Annotated in this window: 20 protein-coding genes; 10 read left to right on the forward strand and 10 right to left on the reverse strand. The window is 49.6% G+C overall.

Annotated elements, in window-relative coordinates; all coding sequences use genetic code 11:
• Positions 1-356: 356 nt before the first annotated feature.
• Entirely contained in the window at positions 357-1,868 is a 1,512-nt protein-coding gene (locus JNUCC1_RS04765) for a sodium:solute symporter (RefSeq protein WP_156644368.1), read from the reverse strand.
• Between the two features lie 117 nt (positions 1,869-1,985).
• Complete coding sequence (locus JNUCC1_RS04770; protein ID WP_156644369.1) at positions 1,986-2,855, reverse strand: N-acetylneuraminate lyase; 870 nt, start codon at positions 2,853-2,855, stop codon at positions 1,986-1,988.
• Positions 2,856-3,555: 700 nt separating this feature from the next.
• Between JNUCC1_RS04770 and JNUCC1_RS04775 the strand changes: the two genes are divergently transcribed.
• The 4 genes from JNUCC1_RS04775 to JNUCC1_RS04790 are packed head-to-tail and all read left to right on the forward strand — an operon-like array spanning position 3,556 to position 6,508.
• The gene (locus JNUCC1_RS04775) at positions 3,556-4,263 is read left to right on the forward strand and encodes a FadR/GntR family transcriptional regulator (RefSeq protein WP_156644370.1); all 708 of its coding nucleotides are present in this window, start codon (positions 3,556-3,558) and stop codon (positions 4,261-4,263) included.
• On the forward strand, positions 4,250-4,921 hold the full coding sequence (locus tag JNUCC1_RS04780; RefSeq protein ID WP_156644371.1) for a FadR/GntR family transcriptional regulator: 672 nt from the start codon (positions 4,250-4,252) through the stop codon (positions 4,919-4,921). The genes JNUCC1_RS04775 and JNUCC1_RS04780 overlap by 14 nt, the downstream gene beginning before the upstream one ends.
• Positions 4,922-4,931: 10 nt before the next feature.
• Positions 4,932-5,795 carry an ROK family protein gene (locus JNUCC1_RS04785; protein ID WP_156644372.1) on the forward strand — a complete coding sequence of 288 codons (864 nt, stop codon included), beginning with the start codon at positions 4,932-4,934 and terminating at the stop codon, positions 5,793-5,795.
• A 44-nt stretch (positions 5,796-5,839) separates the two neighbouring features.
• On the forward strand, positions 5,840-6,508 hold the full coding sequence (locus JNUCC1_RS04790; protein WP_156644373.1) for an N-acetylmannosamine-6-phosphate 2-epimerase: 669 nt from the start codon (positions 5,840-5,842) through the stop codon (positions 6,506-6,508).
• A gap of 352 nt (positions 6,509-6,860) precedes the next feature.
• Here JNUCC1_RS04790 and JNUCC1_RS04795 read toward each other — a convergent pair whose 3' ends face one another.
• Together JNUCC1_RS04795 and JNUCC1_RS04800 are read right to left on the reverse strand one after the other, a co-directional pair.
• Positions 6,861-8,222 carry a sodium-dependent transporter gene (locus tag JNUCC1_RS04795; RefSeq protein ID WP_197431632.1) on the reverse strand — a complete coding sequence of 454 codons (1,362 nt, stop codon included), beginning with the start codon at positions 8,220-8,222 and terminating at the stop codon, positions 6,861-6,863.
• 45 nt (positions 8,223-8,267) lie between these two features.
• Positions 8,268-9,434 carry an NAD(P)/FAD-dependent oxidoreductase gene (locus tag JNUCC1_RS04800; RefSeq protein ID WP_331713719.1) on the reverse strand — a complete coding sequence of 389 codons (1,167 nt, stop codon included), beginning with the start codon at positions 9,432-9,434 and terminating at the stop codon, positions 8,268-8,270.
• A 166-nt stretch (positions 9,435-9,600) separates the two neighbouring features.
• Between JNUCC1_RS04800 and JNUCC1_RS04805 the strand changes: the two genes are divergently transcribed.
• The 3 genes from JNUCC1_RS04805 to JNUCC1_RS18170 all read left to right on the forward strand — a co-directional run bounded on the left by JNUCC1_RS04805 (position 9,601) and on the right by JNUCC1_RS18170 (position 12,936).
• A complete protein-coding gene (locus tag JNUCC1_RS04805; protein ID WP_197431633.1) occupies positions 9,601-10,776 on the forward strand; it encodes a sugar diacid recognition domain-containing protein in 1,176 nt (391 codons plus the stop codon).
• Positions 10,777-11,040: 264 nt separating this feature from the next.
• The gene (locus JNUCC1_RS04810) at positions 11,041-12,462 is read left to right on the forward strand and encodes a sodium/glutamate symporter (RefSeq protein ID WP_156644376.1); all 1,422 of its coding nucleotides are present in this window, start codon (positions 11,041-11,043) and stop codon (positions 12,460-12,462) included.
• A 54-nt stretch (positions 12,463-12,516) separates the two neighbouring features.
• A complete protein-coding gene (locus JNUCC1_RS18170; protein ID WP_197431634.1) occupies positions 12,517-12,936 on the forward strand; it encodes a hypothetical protein in 420 nt (139 codons plus the stop codon).
• A 109-nt stretch (positions 12,937-13,045) separates the two neighbouring features.
• Here the strand turns inward: JNUCC1_RS18170 and JNUCC1_RS04820 are convergent, their stop codons facing one another.
• Positions 13,046-14,077: a nuclease-related domain-containing protein gene (locus JNUCC1_RS04820; RefSeq protein ID WP_156644378.1), complete on the reverse strand. Its 1,032-nt coding sequence runs from the start codon at positions 14,075-14,077 to the stop codon at positions 13,046-13,048.
• Between the two features lie 113 nt (positions 14,078-14,190).
• Here JNUCC1_RS04820 and JNUCC1_RS04825 point away from each other — a divergent pair, with 113 nt between their 5' ends.
• Positions 14,191-14,433, forward strand: coding sequence for a hypothetical protein (locus tag JNUCC1_RS04825; RefSeq protein WP_156644379.1), 243 nt, complete (start codon positions 14,191-14,193; stop codon positions 14,431-14,433).
• 121 nt (positions 14,434-14,554) lie between these two features.
• Here JNUCC1_RS04825 and JNUCC1_RS04830 read toward each other — a convergent pair whose 3' ends face one another.
• Complete coding sequence (locus tag JNUCC1_RS04830; RefSeq protein WP_156644380.1) at positions 14,555-15,256, reverse strand: hypothetical protein; 702 nt, start codon at positions 15,254-15,256, stop codon at positions 14,555-14,557.
• A 154-nt stretch (positions 15,257-15,410) separates the two neighbouring features.
• Between JNUCC1_RS04830 and mgtE the strand changes: the two genes are divergently transcribed.
• Together mgtE and JNUCC1_RS04840 are read left to right on the forward strand one after the other, a co-directional pair.
• Positions 15,411-16,772 (forward strand): magnesium transporter, encoded by a 1,362-nt coding sequence (gene mgtE, locus JNUCC1_RS04835; RefSeq protein ID WP_156644381.1) that lies wholly within the window; start codon positions 15,411-15,413, stop codon positions 16,770-16,772.
• Between the two features lie 180 nt (positions 16,773-16,952).
• Positions 16,953-18,356, forward strand: a complete 1,404-nt coding sequence (locus tag JNUCC1_RS04840; RefSeq protein ID WP_156644382.1) for an NAD-dependent succinate-semialdehyde dehydrogenase — start codon at positions 16,953-16,955, stop codon at positions 18,354-18,356.
• Positions 18,357-18,891: 535 nt separating this feature from the next.
• Here the strand turns inward: JNUCC1_RS04840 and JNUCC1_RS04845 are convergent.
• The 4 genes from JNUCC1_RS04845 to opp4C all read right to left on the reverse strand — a co-directional run bounded on the left by JNUCC1_RS04845 (position 18,892) and on the right by opp4C (position 24,423).
• The gene (locus JNUCC1_RS04845; protein WP_156644383.1) at positions 18,892-20,946 is read right to left on the reverse strand and encodes a CocE/NonD family hydrolase; all 2,055 of its coding nucleotides are present in this window, start codon (positions 20,944-20,946) and stop codon (positions 18,892-18,894) included.
• Between the two features lie 24 nt (positions 20,947-20,970).
• Positions 20,971-22,701 (reverse strand): Xaa-Pro dipeptidyl-peptidase, encoded by a 1,731-nt coding sequence (locus tag JNUCC1_RS04850; RefSeq protein WP_156644384.1) that lies wholly within the window; start codon positions 22,699-22,701, stop codon positions 20,971-20,973.
• A 30-nt stretch (positions 22,702-22,731) separates the two neighbouring features.
• Positions 22,732-23,439 carry a TetR/AcrR family transcriptional regulator gene (locus JNUCC1_RS04855; RefSeq protein WP_331713603.1) on the reverse strand — a complete coding sequence of 236 codons (708 nt, stop codon included), beginning with the start codon at positions 23,437-23,439 and terminating at the stop codon, positions 22,732-22,734.
• 72 nt (positions 23,440-23,511) lie between these two features.
• Positions 23,512-24,423 carry an oligopeptide ABC transporter permease gene (gene opp4C / locus JNUCC1_RS04860; RefSeq protein ID WP_156644385.1) on the reverse strand — a complete coding sequence of 304 codons (912 nt, stop codon included), beginning with the start codon at positions 24,421-24,423 and terminating at the stop codon, positions 23,512-23,514.
• Positions 24,424-24,429: the final 6 nt, after the last annotated feature.

The raw sequence follows: 24,429 nt of genomic DNA on the forward strand, positions 1-24,429 counted from the left end.
GGGCTGTGCTGCTGTCGGAGCTAGGGTGCGTTCTATCAGAGCAAGATCGACTTCTATCAGAGGAAGAATGCGTTCTATCGGAGCAAATGCGCATTCTATCAGATGAAGACCCTGTTCTATCAAAGCAAGATCCAACCCTATCCAAGCAACAGCCGATTCTATCAAACAAACTTCCTCTTCTATCACACCAACCGTCTCCTCCACCTTATTCCAATAAAAAGCACCTCACCTCAGACGACAGCATTCGACATAATTCGGGAAGTGACAGGCACCCGCCTTCCCCCACCGCACAAAAAAATGCCAGGCGCCCGGGACGTATGTCCGGGGCGCCTGGCCGTGTCTGTCACATTTACCGTTTAGGATGCTGGGCCTTTCACGTATGCTTCGTCTTTTGTATAGATGGTCAGACCGACGATGTTTTTGCCGGTTGACGGGAAGAAGAAGCTGGCGATGTAGCCGAATACGACTGAGCTGAAGAATGAGACCATGCTGACGGCGAATGGTGACAGTCCTGTTTTTTGGATAAAGAATGATGTGATGGCTGCGAGTATCAAGCCGACGAATACGCCTGGTGTGTTGGCGCGTTTTGTGAATATGCCAAGAGCGAATATCCCGGCGATTGGCACGCCGAACAGGCCGGTGATGCTTAGGAACAGGTTCCATGTTTCGGCGCGGTCGGTGGCGACGAGATACAGGGCGGCTGTCATGCCGAGTATTCCGGCGGCGATGATGGTCAGCCGGGCTAGGAGCACGTCTGTTTTTTCATGATTTTTACCGAAAAAGCGTTGTTTGAAGTCGGTGACCACACAGGCTGAAATACTGTTCAGGCTGGATGAGATCGTTGACTGGCAGGCCGCGAAAATGGCTGCAATCAAGAGTCCGGCGACACCAACGGGCAGGCTTGTCACGATAAAGTATGGCACAACGGCTGATGTGTTGAAGCCCTCAGGTAATGTGCCAGCTGTTGAATAGTACATGTACAGAACGGTTCCCATGCCATAGAAAATCGGGATCGTGATCAGCGCGAGCACACCATTGGTCCACAGGGATTTGTTCGTTTCTTTAACAGAGGACGTTGTCTGGTAACGCTGCACGACGTCCTGGCTCGCTGTGTACTGGTGCAAGTTGTTGAAAATTGATCCGAGAAAGATGATCGGAATCGCGGCTGCGGCTGTGCCGAATTTAAAGTTGTCGGTTGTGATGAATTTGCCCTGCTCGTTTGCATCCTGAATGATCGATGCAAAGCCACCGTCGATCATGTTGATGCCCATGAATACGATCAAAAGCGCACCGCCGAGCAAGAGAATGCCTTGGATCACGTCGCTCCAGATGACGCCTTCCATCCCGCCGAGGAATGTGTAAATGATACACAGGATCCCGACGACGGCTGCGATCAGAACGGGGTTGATGTTGGACACCGATGTGATCGCGAGTGTTGGCAAGTAAACGACGATTGCCACGCGCCCGATGTGGAACAGGATGAACAACAAACTGCTGACCGATCGCATGGACACGCCGAAGCGCTCCTCAAGGTATTCATACGCCGTAGTGACGTTCAATTTTCTGAAAAACGGGATGTAGAAATGAATTAAAACAGGGATAATGGCGAAAATGGCCAAGTTACCAGCAGCATATGACCAGTCTGTCAGAAACGCCTGCTCCGGTGTTGACATGAATGTGATGGCACTGAGCGTTGTCGCGTAAATACTGAAGCCCGCTGCCCAAGCCGGAATTTTTCCGCCGCCTTTAAAGAACGCGTCGGTGTTTTTTCCGGACCGTCGGGTGAAATACACACCCACGCCGAGCATTGCGATTAAGTACACAACCAACACAACCCAGTTGACCGTACCGAGACCTACCTTTTCCATTTTGTTGTCCTCCTTTAGATGCGTCTGTTCATGGTGTTTTCATAATGTTTAAACCGTTTTCATTTCCTGCAAAAAGCAGGGCGTGATCTGCCCGAGGACAGCCGCCCCCTGCTCGTTTTACAAATTAAAGTCAGCGATTAATTGCTTAACCTCGCCCACCTGACTGCTGTCAAAGCCGCGCATTGGCTTTTTATTAGTGCCGGCGTCGATGCCTTTTTGATTCAAAATTTCCTTCAGCGTCTGATAAAGGCCTAGGTCGAGAATTTTTTCAATCAAGTCGTTGGTCGTGTGCTGAACATCGTATGCTTCAGTGACTTTTCCTTCAGCGACCAGATTCATGATCTCTTTCGCCCGCTTGCCGTTCACGTTAAACGTGCTGCCGATCGCACCATCCACACCTGATACGAGGCCGTAAATGAGCATTTCGTCGAATCCGGAATAGATCAGCTTGTTCGGGTAGCGTTTCCGCAGACGTTCGAGCAGGAAGAAGTTCCCGTCGGTGTATTTCACGCCGATGACTTTTTCATTCTGGAAAAGTTCATCAAACTGTGCCATGTCCATTGATACGCCGGTCAAAGCTGGGATCGCGTAAATGATCATGTTATTGTTCGTTTCATTAATGATCGTTTCGTAGTAAGACTTGATTTCGGCAAAAGTGAACGGATAGTAGAACGGTGTGACCGCAGACAAGCTGTCATAGCCGAGTTCAGTGGCATACTTGCCAACCTCAACCGCTTCCTCAAGATTGATCGAACCGACTTGGGCGATCAATTTCGCTCTGCCAGCCGTCTCCTCATGTGCGATGCGGAAAATCGTCTTCTTCTGGTCCGTAGACAGCATGAAATTTTCCCCTGAGCTACCGTTGACATACAACCCGTCAACACCTTGCTCCTCGATATTCTGATTCACCACTTCACGAAGACCTTGCTCTTTTATTTGACCCTGCTCATCAAACGGCACGAGTAATGCTGAAAATAAACCTTTCATGGGAAGTTCCTCCTTGTGATTGCTTCTTTTATCGTAAAAAGTTATAATATGGTCAGACCAATTTTTAAGTCACCTCAATCATAAAAGCGTTTTAACAAAATGTCAACCGTTTTTTGTAAGAGGTTACAGGATGGATGTTATCGTGAGATTTTGTTCGCATGTGAGAGCAACGTGATTTCCGCTACGGGTAATCGCTTTAACTTCATAACAGCTCAAGTGCGACATCTGTTCAAAAAAACCATTTTCACAGTGTCTTCTAGCCGCGGGCACGGCCTCAGCCTCCTTGCCCCGGCAAGGGGTATGTCGACGTTGCCCGCAAAGGGCGGTTTTAGTCGACCCTCCTTAATGTACTCGCTGTGGGGTCTTCGGACTCGTGCTGTTCCCGCAGGAGTCGACTACCCTTCGCTACAATCACTTTATCCTGTTTGGCGCATATACATTTTTGAGGTAGCAATCCTAGCGGAGGGAAAATACGAAGACTCCAGTGGGAGGATAAGCCTCGGTGAGACCCCGGAACGCGATAGCGTGAGGAGGCTCAGCAGCGCCCACGGAAAGCGCAGTGTTTTCCCGGAGCGGTCATTTCGCTTCATTTTTTAATGAAATATATTAATTATGATTTTCTCCTCTATTCAAGAAGGCTAAGAGCGACGACTTATATGATAAAATAACTATAATTCACAAATGTTCGGGGGGTGTTGCCATGGCCTTACAGAGAGCGTCACTGGTGGATATTGCGATTGACCGGATTAAGGCGCATATTGCGGAGCAGGGGCTGCGACCGGGGGATCGGTATTTGTCGGAAAAGGAATTGACTGAGAAGCTGCAGGTGAGCCGGACCGTGGTGCGTGAGGCGCTGATTTCGCTGCAGTCGATTGGGCTGCTGGCGATTAGGCGCGGTGGCGGTGTTGTGATCAGCGACCAGAATTTTGATGTGATCAAAGAGATTTTGCATCATCATTATGACGCGCACGGGGTGAAATTGCGTGAGCTGGTGGAAATCCGGCAGATTATTGAACTTGGCGCGCTGCGGTTGATGATTGAAAAGGCGGTCGCGGTGGATTTTGCCGAGCTGCGTGACATTAATCAGCGGTATTATGAGGCGATTGTTGAGCACCGGGATACGCGTGAGGCAGACCGGGAGTTTCATCAGGCGCTGATCCGGGCGACGGGGAACGAGACGTTTTACAATTTTAGCGAAATTATTCATGATTATTTTTCCATAACGAAGATCGATCTTGTTCAGAGTGAATCTGCCCTTTTGGCGTCCCATCAGGAGCATGAGGCGATTGTCGAGCGGCTGGCGGCGGGTGATTTGGCGGGTGCGCAGGCATTGATGACGGATCATTTGAAGCCGATCACCGCCTATATCGATCAGTTGGAGGTTGATGGTGACGATGAAACCGATTGAGGTGACGGAGCGGCAATCGCTGAAGCATCAGGTGATTGCGGCGATGAAGCAATATATTGTTGATGAGAAGCTGACGGCCGGGGATAAGCTGCCGACAGAGCGGAAATTTTCCGAGATGTTTGAGGTGAGCCGGTCGGTCGTGCGTGAAGCCTTGAGTTATTTGGAAAATACGGGCGTCGTTCGTGTGCGGCAAGGTCAGGGCACGTTTTTGAATGAGTCGAACATTGATAAGCTGCTGGATAATTTCTTTTTCCTCTGGCAGATTAATAACGGTGATATCCGTGATATTCGCGGGCTGAGGCTGATTTTTGAATCGAGTGCGATTGATGATATTGTGGCGCGAAATGATGAAACGGCTGTTGCGGCGCTGAGACAGATCGTTCAGGAAAATTTGCAGGCCAAGACGCTGGATGCTTTTCGGGAAGCGGATATGGCGTTTCATAAGGCGCTGCTGCAGGCGACGAACAATCAGCTGTTTGCTCAGTTGACGGACGTGATTACGAATTACTTTTTCCAGGTGCAGCATATTGAGCTGTCGCTGGCGGAATACAAACGCGTTGGCGAGGAGCATGCGCAGATTGTGAACGCGCTTGAGAAGGGTGACGCGGCCGAGGCCAAGGCTGTGCTGGCGCGTCATATGAAGCAGGCGAAGGATTAGGAGTGATGGTATGGGACAGTTTTTGGCGATCGATATCGGCGGGACGTATATGAAATACGCTGTGCTGGATGATGGGCTTGAGCTTCAGGAGCACGGGAAAAAGCGCACGCCGGTCAATGCGGATCATGCGATTGTCCGAGAGCTAAATGCGATTGTGGCGGACTTTACCGGGCGATTTCAGCTGGACGGAATTGGCATTTCGACGGCGGGGATCGTTGACCGTGACCGGGGTGAGATTATTTATGCCGGGCCGACGATTCAGGACTACCGCGGGACGAATTTTAAAGAAGCGCTGGCCTGGAGCGGTGTGCCGGTTCATGTGGAAAATGACGTGAATGCCGCGCTGCTCGGTGAACGGTGGCAAGGCGCCGGGGCCGGATGTGACGATATATACTGCATCACACTTGGCACGGGAATCGGCGGTGCGCATTATCGCGGCGGGCTTGTGAGCGGGACCCATTTTCAGGGAAATTCGGTTGGCTATATGCTGGCTGATCCTGTTAGCGGCACGAATTATGAAGGCCGGGCGTCGACGTCGGCGTTGAATGCGCTGATAGTAGAGCGCTTGGGTGACGGCTGGACGGCGCGCGATGTGTTTGCATTTGCCCGGGAAGGCGATCCGGCGTGTGTCGCGGTGCTTGAGGCCTGGGTGCGGGAAGTTGCGGCTGGGCTGGCGCAGATTATTTTGCTGGTGGACCCGGAGCGGATTGTCATTGGCGGCGGTGTGTCGCAGCAAGGTGACTTTTTGCTGGAGATGATTCATGAAGCGGTTCTGGCATTTTTGCCGGGAGATTTTTTGAAAACGGAGCTTGTGATTGCGGAGTTGTTTAATGATGCGGCTTTGTATGGTGCGGTGTATCCGTTTTTTGAATGAGATGGTTTTGGTTTGAAAATTTTACAAAGAGGTGTGTGTAGGATATGAAGTTACCTAATGATTTGATTGTGTCGTGCCAGGCTTTGGAAGATGAGCCGCTGCATTCCTCATTTATCATGAGCAAAATGGCGCTTGCTGCTAAGGAAGGCGGCGCCAAAGGGATTCGCGCCAACTCGAAAGACGATATTCTTGCGATCAAAGGTGAGGTGGACCTCCCTGTCATCGGGATCGTGAAGCGCGATTACCCGGGCTCAGATGTGTACATCACCGCGACGGCGCGTGAAGTGGACGAGCTTGTCGAGAGCGGATGTGAAGTGATTGCCATGGACGCGACGTTTGGCGAGCGACCTGAGAAGTCTTTGGCGGAATTGGTTGCTTATGTGCGTGAGGCTGCGCCGGATGTGGAACTGATGGCTGACATCGCGACGGTTGAAGAGGCTGTGGCGGCGGCGGGGCTTGGATTTGACTATGTGGGCACGACCTTGCATGGCTATACTGAGGACACTAAAGGAAAAAAATTGTACGATGACGACTTTGCGTTCTTGCGGGAAGTTGTAGCGGCTGTTGACGCTGCCGTGATCGCGGAAGGCAACATCCAGACACCGGAGATGCTCGCCCGGGCGTTTGAGCTCGGCGTCCATGCCGCAGTCGTCGGCGGCGCGATCACACGGCCGCAGCAGATTACCGAGCGCTTTGCTCGGGAAGTGAAGTAAGCTCGGGGGCTAGGCCCTCTTTGAAAAGCGAGAAGGAAGCAGACAGAGTCTGACCGCTTCCCTCTCGCTTTTTTGTGTGGTTTGGATTTGATGTCCTCTGCCTGAGGAATTCGCCTATCGGACGAATAACACGGCCTATCCAAGCAAGAAGCCCCTCTATCAAACGAAAAACAGCCCCTATCCAAGCAAGAACACGTTCTATCAAAGGAAGCACCCAGTCTATCCAAGCAAAAACCCCCTCTATCCAAGCAACCCTCCCCATTCGACAAAATTCGGGAAGTGACAGGCACTTCCCGAATTTTGTAACTTCCCGAATTTTAATACTTCCCGAATTTCATCACTCCCCCATTTTTTATATCATTGCGCTGCTGATGAGGATGAGGAAGATGACGGCCGGGATGACGATGTTGACGACGGGTTTGCCGAAGTGTGGGAATCTTAGGTTGTCAGTGCCAATGTTAATGTCGTGCAGGAAGTTTTTGAAGCGCCATTTGAATACGACATACAACGAAAGCAGCAGTCCTCCGAGCGTCAGCAGGATGTTCCCCGAGACGTAATCGATCAGGCCGAATATGTCCATGCCGAACAGCTGGACGGAAGACCATGGGCCTTGTGACAAGATGGACGGAATCGAGAGTAAGAATATGAACCCGAGAATCACCCATGAACTCACTTTCCTTTTAATACCGAGAAGTTCCGAGGTGTTGTGGGCAATTGCTTCAATCAAACCGACGCCGGTGGTCAGGGCTGCGATCATGATCAACGCGAAGAATACGAAGCCGAATAATTGACCCATGGGCATCTGGTTGAACAATGCCGGGAAGGACATGAAAAGCAGACCTGGACCAGAGTCGGGGGCCATATTAAAGGCAAACAGCGCTGGAAAAATGACGAGTCCTGAGATGAATGCGATGAACGTGTCCAGCCCTATCACCCATGCGCCGTCTTTGACGAGATCGGATTTATCCGGTTTTAGATAGCTGCCATAGGTGAACGCTGCGGCAAAACCAATTCCGACTGAGAAGAACACTTGCCCCAACGCTTCGAGTAGTGTGCCAGCGGTGACTTTGCTGAAGTCAGGCTTCAAGTACCAGAGGACACCCTCCATTGAGCCGGGCTGAGCCAGTGAAAACACAGCGAGCACGACCATCATAATCAGCAGGATCGGCATGAGGGTTTTTACAAATTTTTCAATACCATTTTTGACACCTCTTGAGACAACGAGTCCGATAATGAGAGTCGGGATCAGCGTAAAGCCAATCACGGCAAGCGGATTGCTCACCAAGCTGTCATAGACCACAGCGGCCTGGTCGGAAGTGACACCGTTAAGCGAGCCGCTGCCAATTTTGAACAGGTAGGCCATGATCCAGCCCATAATCATTAAATAATAGGACGTGATCAGTATCGATGTTATATTTCCCAGCCAGCCGATCGACACCCATGGACTGCCTTTACGAGTTAATTTCCTCAGACCCGTTATGGCGCTCGCCTGACTTTTTCTGCCAAGCCCGGCTTCTGCCAGAAACAGCGGCAGACCGATCAGAACCACGAGCACGACATAAATCAGCAGGAACGCGCCACCGCCATTATTACCCGCAACATAGGAAAACCGCCAAATATTGCCGAGACCGATTGAAAAGCCGGCCGCTGCCATAATAAAGCCAGCACGACTCCCCCACCCTTCTTTCACCTTATTTGTCCGTTCTTTCATCATCCTCACCTCACCCTATTTTTATAAAAACCCATTTAGCCAGCTTCCTTAAACGATTGCCCCTTCGATGATCAAATCTTGTTCATAAAAACGTTCAAACCGCAGCGGTGTCAGATCGAGTGTTTCATAACGTCCAAGTCTGATCAGTTCAGATATCCCCTTACCGACGGCTGGTGCTTGCTGCATGCCATGACCGCTGAACCCGCACGCGACATAATAACCGTTCATGCCGGGGTGCTCTCCGATGATGGCATTCTGATCAATCGTGTTGTGGCTGTATATTCCAGCCCAGCCGCGCTTAACTTTGGCCCGTTCAAAATTGCTGACACGACCGGCAAGCACGGGCCACAATTGTTCAATGAAAAAGTCCCGGCTCCAGTTAAAATAGATTCCCGGTTTAACTTTTTCTCCAAAGCCGGTGATGAGTGACTGGCCTTCATGGCGAAAATAGACACCGGTCGGATCCACTGTAAGCGGAAGGTCCCGTGTCAGCGGCTCTGCGATATCGAATTGAATAATCTGGCGCTTGAGCGGGACAACCGGCAGCGGCAAATCCATTTGATCGCTGAGCTGCGGCGCCCATGGCCCGGCACAGTTGATGACGATTGGCGCCTCGTGCACCTCACCATTTGTGAGCCTTACTCCCGCTGCCCGGCCACGCGCATATTCTATCCCGGTCACTTCTTCATAAATATATTCCGCCCCAAGCGCTCTCGCTTTTTTCGCGTAGCCTTCCATAACAGAGTACGGATCGAGATAGCCATCTTCAGCACAATACAAACCGCCCTGCAAATCATCTGTTGTCAGCTCCGGGATGATGGTATGGAGGTCGTCTTTTTCGATAAATTCCGATGGCACGCCCAAGCTGTTCTGCAGTTTTAATTGGTTTTGAAGCGCTTTCAAATTTTCGCCTTTTGCCAGAAACAGGTAGCCCCGCTGCTTAAAATCAATCTCTGCTTTGTCCCCGTCCACTGCCATATCATCGGCGAATGTCTGATACTTTTTCAGTCCATAACGGCTGATTTGAATGTTCACTTCTGTTGTGAACAGCTGCCGGATCCCGCCTGCACTCCTTCCTGTTGAGGAATATTCATAAATCCTGTCTTTTTCATAGACGGAAACCTGCCCGGTAAACCCGTCATTTAACAAATTGTATGCGATACTTGACCCAATTGCACCGCCGCCAATGATAATTACGTCAGATTTTCTCATGATTTTTCCACCCCTTTTAAGTGATCATCTATTTTGAATATTTATCCATTTATATCATAAAGACGGAATATCATGCTATGGGCAATCCGTACAAAAATAGTGATTGTTTTGATAATAAAGCATGAAGCATGATATAATGAAAGGTAATCAGATGCATGGAGGGACCCGGATGAAGAGCTTTGTGCAATTTCTACAAACAAGTATGAAAGCGATTACAGATATTTCTCCATTTCCGATCAGTGTAACGGATGAAACGGGGCGGATTATCGGTGACAGCAATCCTGAGCGTATCGGGACCTACCATGAGCCCTCAGCAGATGTGCTGCAGCGCGACATACCACAGATTTTTGAAAAGGCTGCCGTCAGTACGATGGAAAACGTGCTCCCAGGTGTTGCGGTACCGCTTTATTTTGACAATGAGAGAAAAGGTGTGCTCGGGCTTGTCGGGGAGCCGGACGAGGTGCTGCCTTATGCCAGACTCATGAAGCAGCACGTGGAAATGGTGTGGCAGGACACTGTCAGACAACGCATTGACGACCTGGAAAGCGCGATTTTGGACGCCTTCATTCAATATATTTTATCGGCAGAAGAACTGGACGGGGAGAAGGTCGTTCAGTATTGTGACATGCTCGAAATCAACCCTACTCTCAAACGCTATTGCATCGTCATCGACCTCCGTGACACACTGCTGCGCCGGATGCAGGAACATCACCATATGTCCGCTACCGCCCATTTTCGCAAGATCCTCCTAGATTCAGTCGATGCTGTTTTTGGAAAAACGCCTGAAGATCTGTCGGCGTTCTTAAACACAGAAAAAATCATTCTGATCAAAGCGGTCACGTCGGATGATATTTATTGGAAAGAACTGGACTTGTTTCGGGAAAAAGGTACCCAATTGCTCAAACTGCTCGCGGCCCATGATGTGAAAAAAGTCAGCATGGCGGCGGGCGCTCTTTCAGATGGACTGGATGATTTGGCGCGCTCTTATCATGAAGCAGAACGTCTGATTGAGTACGGCCGAGACCACGGCATTCAGCCGGAGATCTATTCTTATCAGCAGTGGGATATTCTTGTGTCCATGCTGCCCGACCGATTGGATGATGGATATAAGCAGAAGCTTTCGGAACGATTTGCAGCTCTCTATCGTGATAAACAATTTCCAGACCTGGCTGCAAGCTTTGAAGAATACTGCCATCACAATCTCAACATCAGCAAAACAGCCGCCGCCCTCTTCATCCACCGCAACACCCTCATCTACCGGCTGAAAAAAATCGAAACCATCACCCAGCTCAACCTCACCCGCTTCGAACACTGCACCCTCTTGTGGATCGCATTGAAGACATGACGAAATGTCAACTCGGGTGAAGGGGGATTCGGGGCGTTTTAGAAAAGCGAGAAGGAAGCGGACAGCGTTTGACCACTTCCCTCTCGCTTTTTTGTGTAGATGAATTTAATATCCCATTCGACAAAATTCGGGAAGTGACTGTCACTTCCCGAATTTTCTTGGCCGCCTTCTTCCCTTTTGTTTCGGTCTAGCCTTTTTCGGGAAGAGCGGTATAAACAAATTTAACCGACTTTTTTACCGTTATAGAACAAGGAGGCGTTTGGTATGACCCCGAATCAGATTGGGTTTGCCATATTATATCTGGGTGTTTTCATCCTGATTGGCAAGTGGCTGCGGGTGCATGTGAAATGGATGCAGAATCTGTTCCTCCCCTCATCTCTCATTGCCGGTTTTCTCGTGCTTCTCGTCGGTCCACAAGTGGCTGGGAGAATCACGGGTTATTTCGTGTCGGACGACAGTTTTTGGTCGACAGGCATTTTAACCGAGAATATCGTCAGTGTATGGGAAACACTTCCTGGATTGATGATTAATATTGTATTTGCGACGTTATTTCTCGGAAAAAAGCTGCCGTCACTGAAAAACATTTGGCAGATCGGCGGGCCACAGCTGGCGTTCGGCTGGACGGTCGGGTGGGGCCAATATGTGATCGGTATTGGGCTCACGGTTCTTCTGCTTACCCCTTTCTTCGGGGTGCCGCCGATCGCGGGTGCGCTGATTGAGATTGCATTTGAAGGCGGTCATGGGACGGCCGCCGGCATGAAAAGCACCTTTGAAGAAGTCAATTTTGCCGCGGGTTATGACTTGGCAGTCGCCCTGGCCACAGTCGGTGTCCTGTCAGGTGTGATCGTCGGGATTATCCTGATCAACTGGGGCGTACGCAAGCAGAAAACGAAGGTCATTGAGGACGTGCAAGGCTTCTCAACACTCCGAAAGAAAGGCATTATGGAGTATGAAAACCGCGAACCAGCTGCGGATTTGACCGTGCGTCCAGAATCGATCGAACCCCTAGCGCTTCACTTTGGTTTCGTCGCGCTGGCCGTACTGATCGGCTTTTTACTGCAAAAAATGCTCGTCTGGATTGAGGCGCTGACATGGGGTGCGGCAACCGGGTCTGAGTTCATGACCTACATACCCCTCTTTCCGCTCGCCATGATCGGCGGCATTATTTTGCAAGGCATTCTCGGAAAAATTGATAACGCGCATGTGCTGGACCGGCAGATGATCAACCGGATTCAGGGCTTTGCGCTCGACGTCCTGATTTTGGCAGCTGTCGGAACGGTTTCGCTCGATGTGATCGGTGAATATTTCGTACCATTTATGGTGCTCGCTGTAGCCGGTATTCTGTGGAACGTGTTTGGTTTCCTCGTATTCGCCAAACGCATGATCCCAGACTACTGGTTCGAACGCGGCATCGGCGACTTTGGTCAGTCAAGCGGGATCACCGCCACAGGTCTGCTGCTCATGCGTGTCGTCGATCCCGATAACAAATCACCAGCATTCGAAGCATTCGGGTACAAACAACTCATCTATGAGCCCTTCCTCGGCGGCGGACTCGTGACCGCACTCTCCGTCCCGCTCATATTCGAGTTCGGACCATACCCATTCCTGATCTTCGCAACCGTCATGAGTCTGACCGGCCTGTTTGCGGGTCTATTCTACTTCGGCGGTAAGCGGGCTCGGAAATAACAAGAGCCAGAAGGAAGCGCCCACGGCTTGGCGGCTTCCTTCTGGCTTTATTGTTTGTGTGAATTGGAGGTGCGGCTGCGGCTATCAAAGGAAGGTGGCGCTCTATCCAAGCAAGGAGCACACCTATCGCACGAAGCATCCGCCCTATCCAAGCAAGAACCCGTTCTATCGAAGCAAGTATGCAGTCTATCAGAGCAAAAGCCACTTCTATCATACGAAGATGTGATCCTATCAAAGCAAGCCCACAAGCAAAAGCCAGAAGGAAGTGCCCACAGCTTGGCGACTTCCTTCTGGCTTTTTGACTGTTTGAACTGGAGGTACGGCTGCGGCTATCAAAGGAAGATGGCGGTCTATCCAAGCAAGGAGCACGCCTATCGCACGAAGCATCCGCCCTATCCAAGCAAGAACCCGTTCTATCGGAGCAAGCATGCAGTCTATCAGAGCAAAAGCGACTTCTATCATACGAAGATGTGATCCTATCAAAGCAAGCCCACAAGCAAAAGCCAGAAGGAAGTGCCCACGGCTTGGCGGCTCCTTCTGGCTTTTATTAGAAATGTAGTCTCATCCCTCCATCGCAAATGCTTCACAATTTTATATGATTAAAAGAGTTATGCCGTTGTGAAGGCGGCTCGTCCGTTTGCGGGAACGCATTGAACGGAGGCGCATGGTAGACACGCCACCGCCCATGTCCGGTTTTCTTTAAATCAAGTGCGTTTAACAAATGATATGCAGTGCTCGCCATGCTGAGCTGCAGCAACTCACGGCATTCACTGTTTGATATAGTAGGTTTCCGTAAAAGAAAATAATCCAATATGACGCGTACATGAGCGTCAATCGAAGTATGACCGCATCGGGGACATGACCATTTCACGCGTAGTCTTTCCATTGGAGAATGGTCGCATTTTTCACAAGGAATTCCTTGAATAAAGTGATCCTCCTGAAGTCCAAACATGCTGACAAGGTCAGGGTGATGCGGTTTGTCACTTGAATTGAGCAGGCGATCCAGGTTGAGTTGCTGCTGGCGTGTTAGCAGACGTTGAGGATATTTTTTCTCGATTTCTTGAAGTTTTTGCGGGAGGGATTCCACATGAATAAGTTTATTTTGAACATCAGGTGCTTCATGAATGTTATGCAGGATGGCATTTGGATTGCTGACGACGGTGAGGGTTTCGATCGGCATGAGTGGGAGATTGAAGTTTTGCAACCAAGATTGGAGGTGCATTTTTTGCTGTGTGACCTGTTGAATGGGGTTGCGCTGACGCTTTTTATCAGCTCCGACCGTTTGAATAAATTGATGGTGCAGGCTGTCATATGCAAGTTCACCTGTCATGTTTTTGATTTCAATGATGAGCTGAAACGCCGGCGTGACAATTTTCGTATCCATTTGAAAAGGGAATCGTCCATTTAAAAGCCGCAGTCCCCTATAATATGCTGCATTTTTCAACGGGGAAATTGAGGCAGCGTAGTCCACGGCCTGTTCTCCCTGGTAACCGGCCACGTGCTTTCCGTATTCACTGAGCAATTTGGGGTGCTCTCGATAACGGGGTTTTAAACTTCGGAACAGCGCTTCATAACACAATAGAACGGGAGGTTTGGTGCGGGGTTTACCTGACAATTGAGTCACTCCTTTTTATCTATTAAAAATAAGATAGCATAACTTGAGGGTGAAAGGAAATTTAAACCATTTTTAGTTGAAAAGCCGTGAATGGGGAGTGAAAATGGTGATGCGTGGAGAGGCTATCAAACGAAGATCGCGTTCTATCAAAGCAAAAGCCTCATCTATCGGACGAAGCACTGGCTCTATCAAAGGAAGAACCGGTTCTATCAGAGCAAGAATCTCATCTATCCAATGAAGTATCGGTTCTATCAAACGAAGAACGCACTCTATCAGAGCAAGCACACCGGCTATCCAAGCAAGAACACCTTCTATCATACGAAGACGCCGTCCTATCCGAGGAACCGCACTGTTAAAAGCCAGAGGGAAGCGATCCCAGCTTGGCGACTTCCCTCTGGCTTTTGTTTGAATTGAAAATTTCAGAGCCCCTTCGACATAATTCGGGAAGTGACAGGCACCGGGAAGTGCTGGCACTTCTTAATTTGGGTAGACGGTTCCGCTTTCTAGTATGTACCATTTGTCTTGGTATTTTCCGATAGCGAGATTGAGCTCCCAGCCTTCTTGCAGGAGCTCGGTGATTTGCCTGGTCGCAACTACTGGGCCGGTCGGTGGTCCTTCTTCTAAGAAATCCACCAGCCATAATTCACTATTTTCTATCTTTTTAATTATAAATTGTCCATCTGTAACTTCCTGATAGTTTCTGTTTGGTGTTTGCTGTGTTTTTTCATAGATCAATTCAGCTGCTTTTTCGGCATTCGGCAGTGATGCCGTTTTGTCGTTCTTAAAGTAACCCATTAAATCCTGAAAATGTTCATCAGTAATATAGCTGTTTTCATGCAGCCACTTCGTCAGTTTTTTCATCACACGCACGGCTGTTTTCATGAACGAGGGACCACTTGCGACTTTTCGTACGATAAAATACTCGAAGAACTCAGCATACTCAGAGGCTGAAATTTCATCCAAACCAAACATTTTAACGAAACAGTCTGGATCTGACTCGGAACGCTTTTCCCATTCACGCGCTTCTGCTTCATCTAACATCATGTATCCATAACCATTCAAATAAACCTCAAACAGCTCGATGACTGAATAATACCCGTTGTAAGTCGGACGCTTCAGCCTCTTCTGTTGTGCTTTCAAAAAAGCATCCAAAGCCTCCGTAATCATCACTTTAGACATCCATAAAAACCTCCTTGCATCCATACCTCTTCTAAATAAATAGTATACCGCCATTTTAAAAAAATCAAAACCGATATCCGGTTCCTAGCCCTCTCTGCCCCAACTGTGATAAGTTAACTACAGACACATTGTAAGTGGCGAGAGGAGGGTTTTTATGATTAGGTTGAGAAAAAACAATCGTGAGCCATATATTGAGGCAGTGTTGAATGCTCTGCATGCCAAGCAAGAGGCTCTGTTTCGTACATCATTTTTAGAGCTGCATCCTGCTGATCAGGCGGATACGTTTCTAAGATTTGATGCGGCTGAGCGTCAGCAGGTGTATGCATACCTGGCGCCTGATGAGCTGGCGGTGCTTTATGACGGGCTCGAGGTTAAGAACCAGGTTTTATTTTTTGAGGAAATGGATGAGGGCTATTTTTCCGAGGTGCTCAACCACATGTTCACCGATGATGTGGTCATGTTTTTAAATGACATCGATGAGGAGCAAGCGGCGAATTTCCTCAAAAAAATGGCGCCTGAAAAGGCTAAAAAAATCGAAACGCTTTTGGCGTATGAACCAGAAACAGCTGGGGCGATTCTGACAAAAGAGTTTGTGACTATATCGTCGGCTGACAGCGCTGAACAGGTGATCGAACACCTGCGCAAAGAAGCACCGGGTGCGGAAATTATCTATTATAATTATGTGGTCGATGAGGCTGGTGCGCTGGCGGGAGTTGTGTCGCTACGGGATTTGATCACTGCGGCGCCGGATGAGCCGATCACCAACATCATGAGCAGGCAGGTCGTGTCGGTGCCTGACGATATGGACCAGGAAGACGTAGCAAAAGTCATTCAGAAGTATGACCTACTGGCGGTACCGGTTGTGACCGAGGCACAGCAGCTGCTCGGCATTGTCACGGTAGATGACGTAATTGATATCATTGAACTGGAAACGACAGAGGATTTCGGGGAAATTTCCGCGACCAAAGGAGCCACGGATCTGCAGCTAAGTGCTTTTACCGCCGCCAAGAAGCGGACGCCATGGATTATTACATTAATGTTTTTCGGACTGATCACCGCGGGCGTAATTGGTCGCTTTGAAGACACGCTTGAACAGATCGTACTGCTGGCCGTGTTCATTCCGATGATTATGGATTCAGCCGGAAATGTTGGGACCCAGTCGCTCGCTGTTTCCGTTCGAGGACTTGCACTTGGAACGGTCGAACACGGCAAGTTCTGGAGGATGATCCGGCGTGAATTCAGCACCGGCTTTCTGATCGGACTGCTCTGTATGATCATCGTGCTCGGCATTATTCCACTCATTTACGGGGAATGGCTGATTGCTTTTATTGTAGGGGTATCGATTCTGTGCACGCTGAGTATTTCAGCTGTGATTGGCTCGGTCGTTCCATTGGTCATTAACAAACTGAAATTCGACCCTGCCATCGCATCCGGGCCATTTATCACCACCCTGAATGACATTACCGGTCTGCTGATCTATTTTACCATCGCCACTTCTCTGCTTGATCGACTGTAAAATTGTGTCTGAAGAGGCCGGCTTCCTAGAATCTAATGCATTGGTATGCTAGCCTACTTGGACACATTTGTTTTACATTTCCACTAACGGGAATACTCACTTTGGAGAGACATTTAATAGAAGCGTTTCGCCAAATATGCGCGGATCGTGCTGAATACATTTTCCAAAGGAGTGATGGAAATGGCAGATACATTGACTGTGAAAAACCCGGCCACCGGGGAAAAAGTTGAGACGATTGAGCAGCATACGGAAGATCAGGTGAACGACGCACTCGAGCGGAGCCACCGCGCATTTGCAGATTGGTCTGCGCGTGACGCACATGACCGCTCAGCGCTGATTAAAGCCTGGTCGGCGAAAGTGAAGGAGCACACCGAGGAGCTTGCCGAGCTGATGACGAAGGAAAACGGCAAGCCGCTGAAGGAATCGCGCGGCGAGGTCACCTACTCGACCGAATACCTGGATTGGTATGCCGAGGAAGCCAAGCGCATTTACGGCAAGACGATTCCGGCCAATACACCAGACAAACGGATCCTGGTGACCCAGCAACCGGTCGGACCCGTCGCAGCGATCACACCGTGGAATTTTCCAACGGCGATGATGGCACGTAAAGCAGCGCCAGCCTTGGCAGCAGGCTGCACGTTCGTCGTGAAACCGGCATCTGATACACCGCTCTCAGGCATGCGGTTCATCGACCTTGCGCATGAAGCGGGCGTTCCGAAAGACGTGATCCAGTATGTGAATACTTCTGGAAAAGTCGCGGGCGAGCTGTTTACTGAGAGCCCATACGTCCGAAAAATCACATTCACCGGCTCAACCGCAGTCGGGAAAAAGCTGATCAAAGGCAGCGCAGACACTGTGAAGCATGTGACGATGGAACTCGGTGGCCATGCACCATTTATTGTGGCCAAGGACGCGGATGTTGACGTCGCTGTCGAACAGGCGCTAAACAATAAATTCCGCAACTCGGGTCAGACGTGCGTGTGCGCAAACCGACTGCTCGTCCACGAATCTATAGCCGAAGAGTTTACTGAGAAGTTTTCGGAAAAAGTCAAAGCGCTGAAAGTCGGAAACGGCATGGAAGACGGCGTGCAAGTCGGCCCGATCATCAACGAAGACGGTTATGACAAGATCAAAAAGCAAGTCGACGATGCGGTCGACAAAGGCGCTGAAGTTACTGCCGGCGATCAGTACAACATTGATCGCGACAAAGGCTACTTTTTCGTGCAGCCGACCGTCTTGACCGATGTGACGCTCGACATGACGATCATGCACGAGGAAACTTTTGGTCCCGTCGCACCGATCATGACGTTCAGAGATCTCGAAGCAGCAGTGGATATCGCGAATGACACACCATACGGACTCGCAGCCTACTTCTTCACGAACGACTACCGGACAGGCACGTACCTGCACGATGCCCTCGACTTCGGCATCGTCGGCTGGAACGACACCGGAATTTCCGCTGCCCACGCCCCATTCGGCGGCATGAAAGAAAGCGGCATGGGCCGTGAAGGCGGACAGGAAGGCATCGAACCTTACCTGGTGACGAAGTATATGTCTGTTGGTGGCTTTGGGAAGAGTGAATAAGTTGATGCGTGAATAGATGAGAAATGAGTGAACCAGAAGCGTGCCTCTGCTGCTCGGGCAGAGGGCGCTTCTGGTTTTTTGTGTTCCAAATGAAGCGCGAAACTCTTCTGTGTCGGAACATGATATCTCTCACCAGAAAAAGGCAGCTCTATCCAACGAAGAGCACCATCTATCAAAGGAAAAAACCACTCTATCACACGAAGAACACTTCCTATCCAACGCAAAACCCCTTCTATCCAAGCAAAACCTCATTCTATCAAACGAAGAACGCTCTCTATCAAAGCAAGACAGCATCCTATCCAACGAACCCCCTCCCTCATCACCACAACAATCCCAAGCACATCAAAAAGCCAGAAGGAAGCCGCCCATGGGTGACTTCCTTCTGGCCTTCAAAAGATCATTCGACATATTTCGGGAAGTGACAGGCACTTCCCGAATTTTCTTCTCTTCCCGGTTTTTCTTTTTCTTCGGGTTTTTCTTTCACGATTTCCCTTCCTCTTCTTCCCGGCTCCCCTCCACTCCACACGCGCACTTCTTATTGAAAGTCGCGTGGGATGGTTTTGTTCCAGGTTCTTGAGAAGAAGTGTTCGCCGTTATGGTAGGCGGTTAGTGTGTTGACCAGGTGAAAGTCGGTTTCGTCGCTGGTCATTTCGCTGTGGGTCAGAATTTTAATATCCCAGCCTTCGCGCCCGACTGTCATCTCCCAATCACATGTGACACGGGCTGATAAAGGATCACCTGATGTAATGTAATAGGTGTTCTTGTTGATGCTGCCGTGTTTGATGCCGTTATGGGGCAGCAAACGTTCACCTTCATCAGAATAGTCCTCTAGCTTCCATTCGTTTGTAATCGTATTGTGGCTCACTTCCCGGTTGCGCGTTTCTTCACGCAGAATCTCCCGGTCAATGACAGGTGCCGTCTCGGACGTTTCAAAATGAACGGTTGCATCCAGCTCAGGATTCGGTGTCCGGACTGGCAGCCGCAGTGCACAGCCTTTCTCGCCTGTTAACAGTTCCAAACTGACAGGCTTTGGTGATGGCCAGGCTTGTGGCCAATACGTTGGTGATACAGCTACTTCCAGCTTATGGCCAGCCGGAATGGTTTGGCCGAGGCTGTCGAGCTTCACACTTGCATGGTAGATTTCGCCTGGCACGAGTGATTCCGGATGTTCATGAGACTCAAGATGGTTCAGATTCAACATGCCCCAGCTGAGTAGAGTCGATTCTCCAGTTGGTGCTTTATCGTTCAGGCGTACGGTCACAAGCGCATTTGGCTGATCCGATGCAAATGCGAGATCCAGGTGCGGATGGCCAAGCAAATCGGTCGGTTTCTCAAATGCCTCTGATGTGAACACGACCGCCTTGCCATTTTCCAGCCTTTGATCTGACGGCAAATCCCCTGGCTCGCCGAATGGACAATAAACACCCGCATAATAGCCATGTTCCTGTACACTCGGAATGAGCATTTCCGCAGTTTTTTCATCAGCTTGATCGGTCAAGCCGCCATCAGCCTGTAAAAACAACTTCCGCTCAGCCATTTGCTTCGATGGCCACGCGGTGTCAGCCACCCATTTGCCTGGACGTTCATCATAATTCACTTGTGGCGGGGCGCTTTCCTGAATGTAAGACCGCAGCAAAGGCTCTTCAGTAACGCCGGTGTCGATCCCCTTCAGCCACTGGTCCCACCAGCGCAGACATTCCTGCAAAAAGCCAATGGTTGGGTCTGGGGTCGCAACTTCAGGATACTCATGTGCCCATGGCCCGATAATCCCTTTGGAACCCGGGATGTTTTCGATAATGCGGAATACAGCGTCTGTATAACCATCCTGCCAGCCGCTCACGGTCAGAACAGGAACTTTGACGTCGGAGTAGTCTTCACAAACAGACCCGTGTTTCCAGTAATCATCACGGCGCTGATGGCTCATCCATTCATTGACATATGGCGTCGTGTTCAGCCGCTCAATCCAATTCTCTTTCCAGCTGTCCCCCACGACTTCAGGGTCTTGCGGACGGGCACTATACGCAAACATGGTCGATGCCCACCACAGCATGTCAGAAGCCAGCACATTACCGCCGCGATAATGCACATCATCCCCATACCGGTCGTCTGTTGAGCATAAGGAAATGATCGTTTTTAGAGCCGGGTGTTGTCTGGCAGCGACCTGCAGACCATTAAAGCCGCCCCACGATTTACCGATCATGCCAATTGACCCGGTTGACCACGGCTGAGCGTTGATCCAATCAAACACTTCCAGCGCATCGTCATGTTCCTGTTTCGTATATTCATCTGGCAGATAACCGTCTGAGTTTCCCGTTCCCCTGATGTCGACACGGATGCTCGCATACCCATGCCCGGCAAAATACGGATGGCGAATCGAGTCACGGATCGCTGTAAAATCATCTTTTCGGTAGGGCAGATACTCTAAAATCGCCGGAACCGGATGTTGTTCCGCATCTTTCGGCAGCCAAATCGTGGCTGCCAGTTTGGCACCGTCGGACATTGGAATCCAGACGAGTTCCCATTTCTCGATTTCACGGGGAAAATCTGTCTTGATGTGTCTGTCTCCTGTATCTGATACGTTAAAAACCATGTATGTCACTCCTAAAAATGTATGTCATTGATGCTTGGCAAGCGGCAGCTCAATCTGGCTTTTGCCGCAATATACCGTGATTTCAGCCCGTTCTACCGGCCTGATCGTATAATCTTTGTCACTGGACATTAGAACCAGACCAATTTGGTGTCCTTTTTGAAACACATAATCATGCGGTTCCATATCCCATGAAAATGTATACGTTTGATCGCTATCCAATGCCTCGGGTTTGCTAAGTGAATGCACATGCCCGAGGTCCATCCAGCCTCTCGTCACAATGACCGGCTCTTTCGGACCGTAGTCCACGAGTAATGCGGTCAGCCGTGCTGTCGGTTCATCCACACTGGCTTCAATCTTAAGTCTTGGGAAGCCGCTCAGACGCATTGTTTCTGTCAGCGTCGGCATCACATAAGCCAGCCTGTGTTTCATTTTTTTATCAGGATTCTTAATCAGCTTTTCCGGTTTCTTATAAGGGTCGTCCACAAGCGCCATTGAAGCGTCTGTCTCGCCTAATGCTTCCTCACTCAAGCCCGCTTCATTCAAATAAAACGTCCTTGCCTCGGCATGTTCATGCGGCCAGTTGCTTTCATGCACCCATGATCCATCTTCCCTTTGCACCGTCACTTGAGGCTCGTCCATAATGCCGTTATCGATGTCATACAGCCAGTAATCAAACCAGCGATGCAACGTCTGAATCCAAGACTTGCCGCCATTCTTTTTCGGATCGATGTGACCGCCTTGATGCAGCCAGAGCTTGCGAGGCACGTCATGCGCTTTGAGCCCTTCCCACCATTGGGCAAATTGCTTTCTCTTTACATTCATATCGTTCAAACCATGCACAACGAAAACACTTGCTTTGATGGTCGACATATCTTTTAAATAATTGCGTGCATCCCAAAAGTCGTTATAACTCCCCGAAGCACGGTCCTGATCATGCACCATTTGTTCAATGCAAGGCTTGCAGACATCCGCATCCTCACGCGTTAAAACACCGCGAGCCAGCCGGTCAGCATCGTCACCTTGGTAGCCGCCCGGAGCCACGACCGCGCCATTCGCCCGGTAATAATCATACCAATTGCTGATCGCGCCAATCGGAACAATCGTCTCAAGACCTTTAACCCCTTCAAGCGCTGCGCCATTTGGGATGGTGCCTTCATAAGACAGACCAATCATCCCCGTTTTCCCTGTCGTCCAATCCGCCTGAACCGGACGCTGCTTTTCATCTACTGCAGAGGCCCGGCCATTCAGCCAGTCCACAACAGCTGTAGCAGCAAGGATTTCCTGTCTGTCCCCGATCGTCGGGCAGCCGTCAGATCCTTTTGATCCGATGCTGCTGGCATTGACAATCGCATAGCCGCGCTTCACAAAGTACGCATCATAATGATATTTTTCCGTAAAAGCCGGACGCGGACCGCCGTGCTTTTCATCAACGTTGTAGTATTTGGGATACGGAATCTCAGTGTTGTAAGGGCTCATATTGTATATGACAGGCACTTGTAACCCGTCAGCCGTTGCTTTTGGTCTGATGATCTCCACTTTAACAAAATCATGACGCCCGTCGTTGTCACTGTCGACTTCGGTTTGGACCCAGACGGTTTCTCGAATTGCTTTTTTAAAAGAATGGGCCGGAGCAGTGCTATTTGTTGGGAGGCGGTCAGCTGCGTCGGACTGTTTTTTCCGATTGAGCAGCAAGCCAAGTCCGCCGAGCAATAGCGTTCCGCCCAATATCAAGCCTTTTCTAGTACGTCTATTCATGCTCATTGCCTCCTGATACAAGGATCATTCTTAGAATCTTTCTTTTTTGTACGTATACGTAATGGTGTCCCGTTTTTCAGGAATAATGGTGTTCAAAATGGATTGCTCAATATAGGACATGGTTTGTGCAGCTGCCTCTTCCTTCGTGCAATTGCGTCTTAAATTCAGCACATTGGTCAGCATTCCCGTCCAAATCAGCATCGTCGTGTCGGCGATATAACCGACGTCTTCTTCTCTGATAAAACCTTCCTCAGCAGCCGGCTTGATAAAAAGCGAGCTCCGTGTCGCGATGTTGTGCTGGCTGATAATCAACTGCACATCTTCGCTTAATCCAATCAATTCATTTTGGTAAATCTGATAGTATTGCTGAACAAGCTCATCCGCAACCTTACCCAGGTTATCGATATAAAGAAGCGAATAGATCTCCGGCAGCTGAAACGAATGCTTGCAAAAGCACTCCCAGGCATACAGCCATTTATCAATCGTCGTCTGTCCAAGCGCCATATACTCCGGCAGCTCATTGATGTACGGCTGGGTATAGCGCATGACTGCAAAAAATTTCAGATGTGACAGATCTTCAAAATAGTTATAGACAGTTGAACTGGTATACCCCGCTCTGTCGGCGATCTCCCGAATGGTCATATTATGCAGGCCTTTGTCTTCAATGATTTCTTCTGTTGCCTCCAGAAAATATTTCCACATTCTCGCCTTTTGAATCTCCTTGCGTTTCGTATTCACAGATCTCTCCCCCAAGTCCATCCATTGTTTGCCATTATTATACATTACCCCTGTTGTAGTTCATATAAAATCTTATTGCTGATCACTCTTGGGATCAAAAGCGTCACGCAATCCGTCACCAATGAAATTGATCGACAGTACCGTCAGCAGGATCAGCAATCCTGGCGGCAGCCATGCTTCGGGATGTCCCCGCAAAATTCGGATGTTTTGCGCTTCCGAGATCATATTGCCCCATGTCGGTGTCGGCTGCGGAATGCCCATTCCGATAAAGCTCATACCGGACTCGATAATGATCATCGTTGCCATCATTAAGGTGGCATTGACGACAATCGGTCCGATCGCATTTGGGAGAAAGTGTCTAAAAATCGTGCGCAGGTCTCCGGCACCAATCGCTTTGGCACTCATAATAAATTCCTGTTCCCGCAAGCTCAAAAATGTTCCGCGAATAATCCGTGCCAAGTTAGGCCAAGTCGTAAACGCAATGACGGTTACGAAAATTCCGATTGTCACTTCTTCCACAATGGAAATGATCGTTAACGCCAGAACGAAAAATGGCAGTGCATACACCAAGTCGGCCGCACGCATGATCAATGCGTCAATTTTACCGCCATAATACCCGGACACCGCGCCTGTTAATATCCCGAAAACCAGCGTGAACAGCATGGCACTGAACCCAACAATCAAAGAGATGCGCGCCCCGTACAGCAAACGGGAAAAATTATCACGGCCAGAACCGTCTGTCCCAAGAATATGGTCACTTGACGGCCCTTGTTCCACGAGCATTAAATCACTCTTAGTCGGGTCATATTCCGTGAGTAATGGCGCAAAGACTGCCATCAAAACGATTAAAACCAACACAACCGTGCCCAGCACCGCCAGCTTATTCTGCATAAAGCGTTCAAACGCCATCTGACGGGGTGTTTTCGGTTTTTCTATGAGTTCGTTCCCTAAATCTAGTGCTGTATCCTGATTGTTTTGACTCATCCAATC

Origin of the sequence: Lentibacillus sp. JNUCC-1 (genome assembly GCF_009741735.1) — a bacterium.
In the GTDB taxonomy this organism is placed as follows: domain Bacteria; phylum Bacillota; class Bacilli; order Bacillales; family Amphibacillaceae; genus Lentibacillus_B.

Coding starts and splice junctions, on each gene's coding strand:
- JNUCC1_RS04765 (WP_156644368.1), bottom strand. CDS start 1,868: ATGGAAAAGGTAGGTCTCGGTACGGTCAACTGGGTTGTGTTGGTTGTG.
- mgtE (WP_156644381.1), top strand. CDS start 15,411: ATGATTAGGTTGAGAAAAAACAATCGTGAGCCATATATTGAGGCAGTG.
- JNUCC1_RS04830 (WP_156644380.1), bottom strand. CDS start 15,256: ATGTCTAAAGTGATGATTACGGAGGCTTTGGATGCTTTTTTGAAAGCA.
- JNUCC1_RS04840 (WP_156644382.1), top strand. CDS start 16,953: ATGGCAGATACATTGACTGTGAAAAACCCGGCCACCGGGGAAAAAGTT.
- JNUCC1_RS04810 (WP_156644376.1), top strand. CDS start 11,041: ATGACCCCGAATCAGATTGGGTTTGCCATATTATATCTGGGTGTTTTC.
- JNUCC1_RS04805 (WP_197431633.1), top strand. CDS start 9,601: ATGAAGAGCTTTGTGCAATTTCTACAAACAAGTATGAAAGCGATTACA.
- JNUCC1_RS04795 (WP_197431632.1), bottom strand. CDS start 8,222: ATGATGAAAGAACGGACAAATAAGGTGAAAGAAGGGTGGGGGAGTCGT.
- JNUCC1_RS04790 (WP_156644373.1), top strand. CDS start 5,840: ATGAAGTTACCTAATGATTTGATTGTGTCGTGCCAGGCTTTGGAAGAT.
- JNUCC1_RS04780 (WP_156644371.1), top strand. CDS start 4,250: ATGAAACCGATTGAGGTGACGGAGCGGCAATCGCTGAAGCATCAGGTG.
- JNUCC1_RS04770 (WP_156644369.1), bottom strand. CDS start 2,855: ATGAAAGGTTTATTTTCAGCATTACTCGTGCCGTTTGATGAGCAGGGT.
- JNUCC1_RS04845 (WP_156644383.1), bottom strand. CDS start 20,946: ATGGTTTTTAACGTATCAGATACAGGAGACAGACACATCAAGACAGAT.
- JNUCC1_RS04775 (WP_156644370.1), top strand. CDS start 3,556: ATGGCCTTACAGAGAGCGTCACTGGTGGATATTGCGATTGACCGGATT.
- JNUCC1_RS04850 (WP_156644384.1), bottom strand. CDS start 22,701: ATGAATAGACGTACTAGAAAAGGCTTGATATTGGGCGGAACGCTATTG.
- opp4C (WP_156644385.1), bottom strand. CDS start 24,423: ATGAGTCAAAACAATCAGGATACAGCACTAGATTTAGGGAACGAACTC.
- JNUCC1_RS04785 (WP_156644372.1), top strand. CDS start 4,932: ATGGGACAGTTTTTGGCGATCGATATCGGCGGGACGTATATGAAATAC.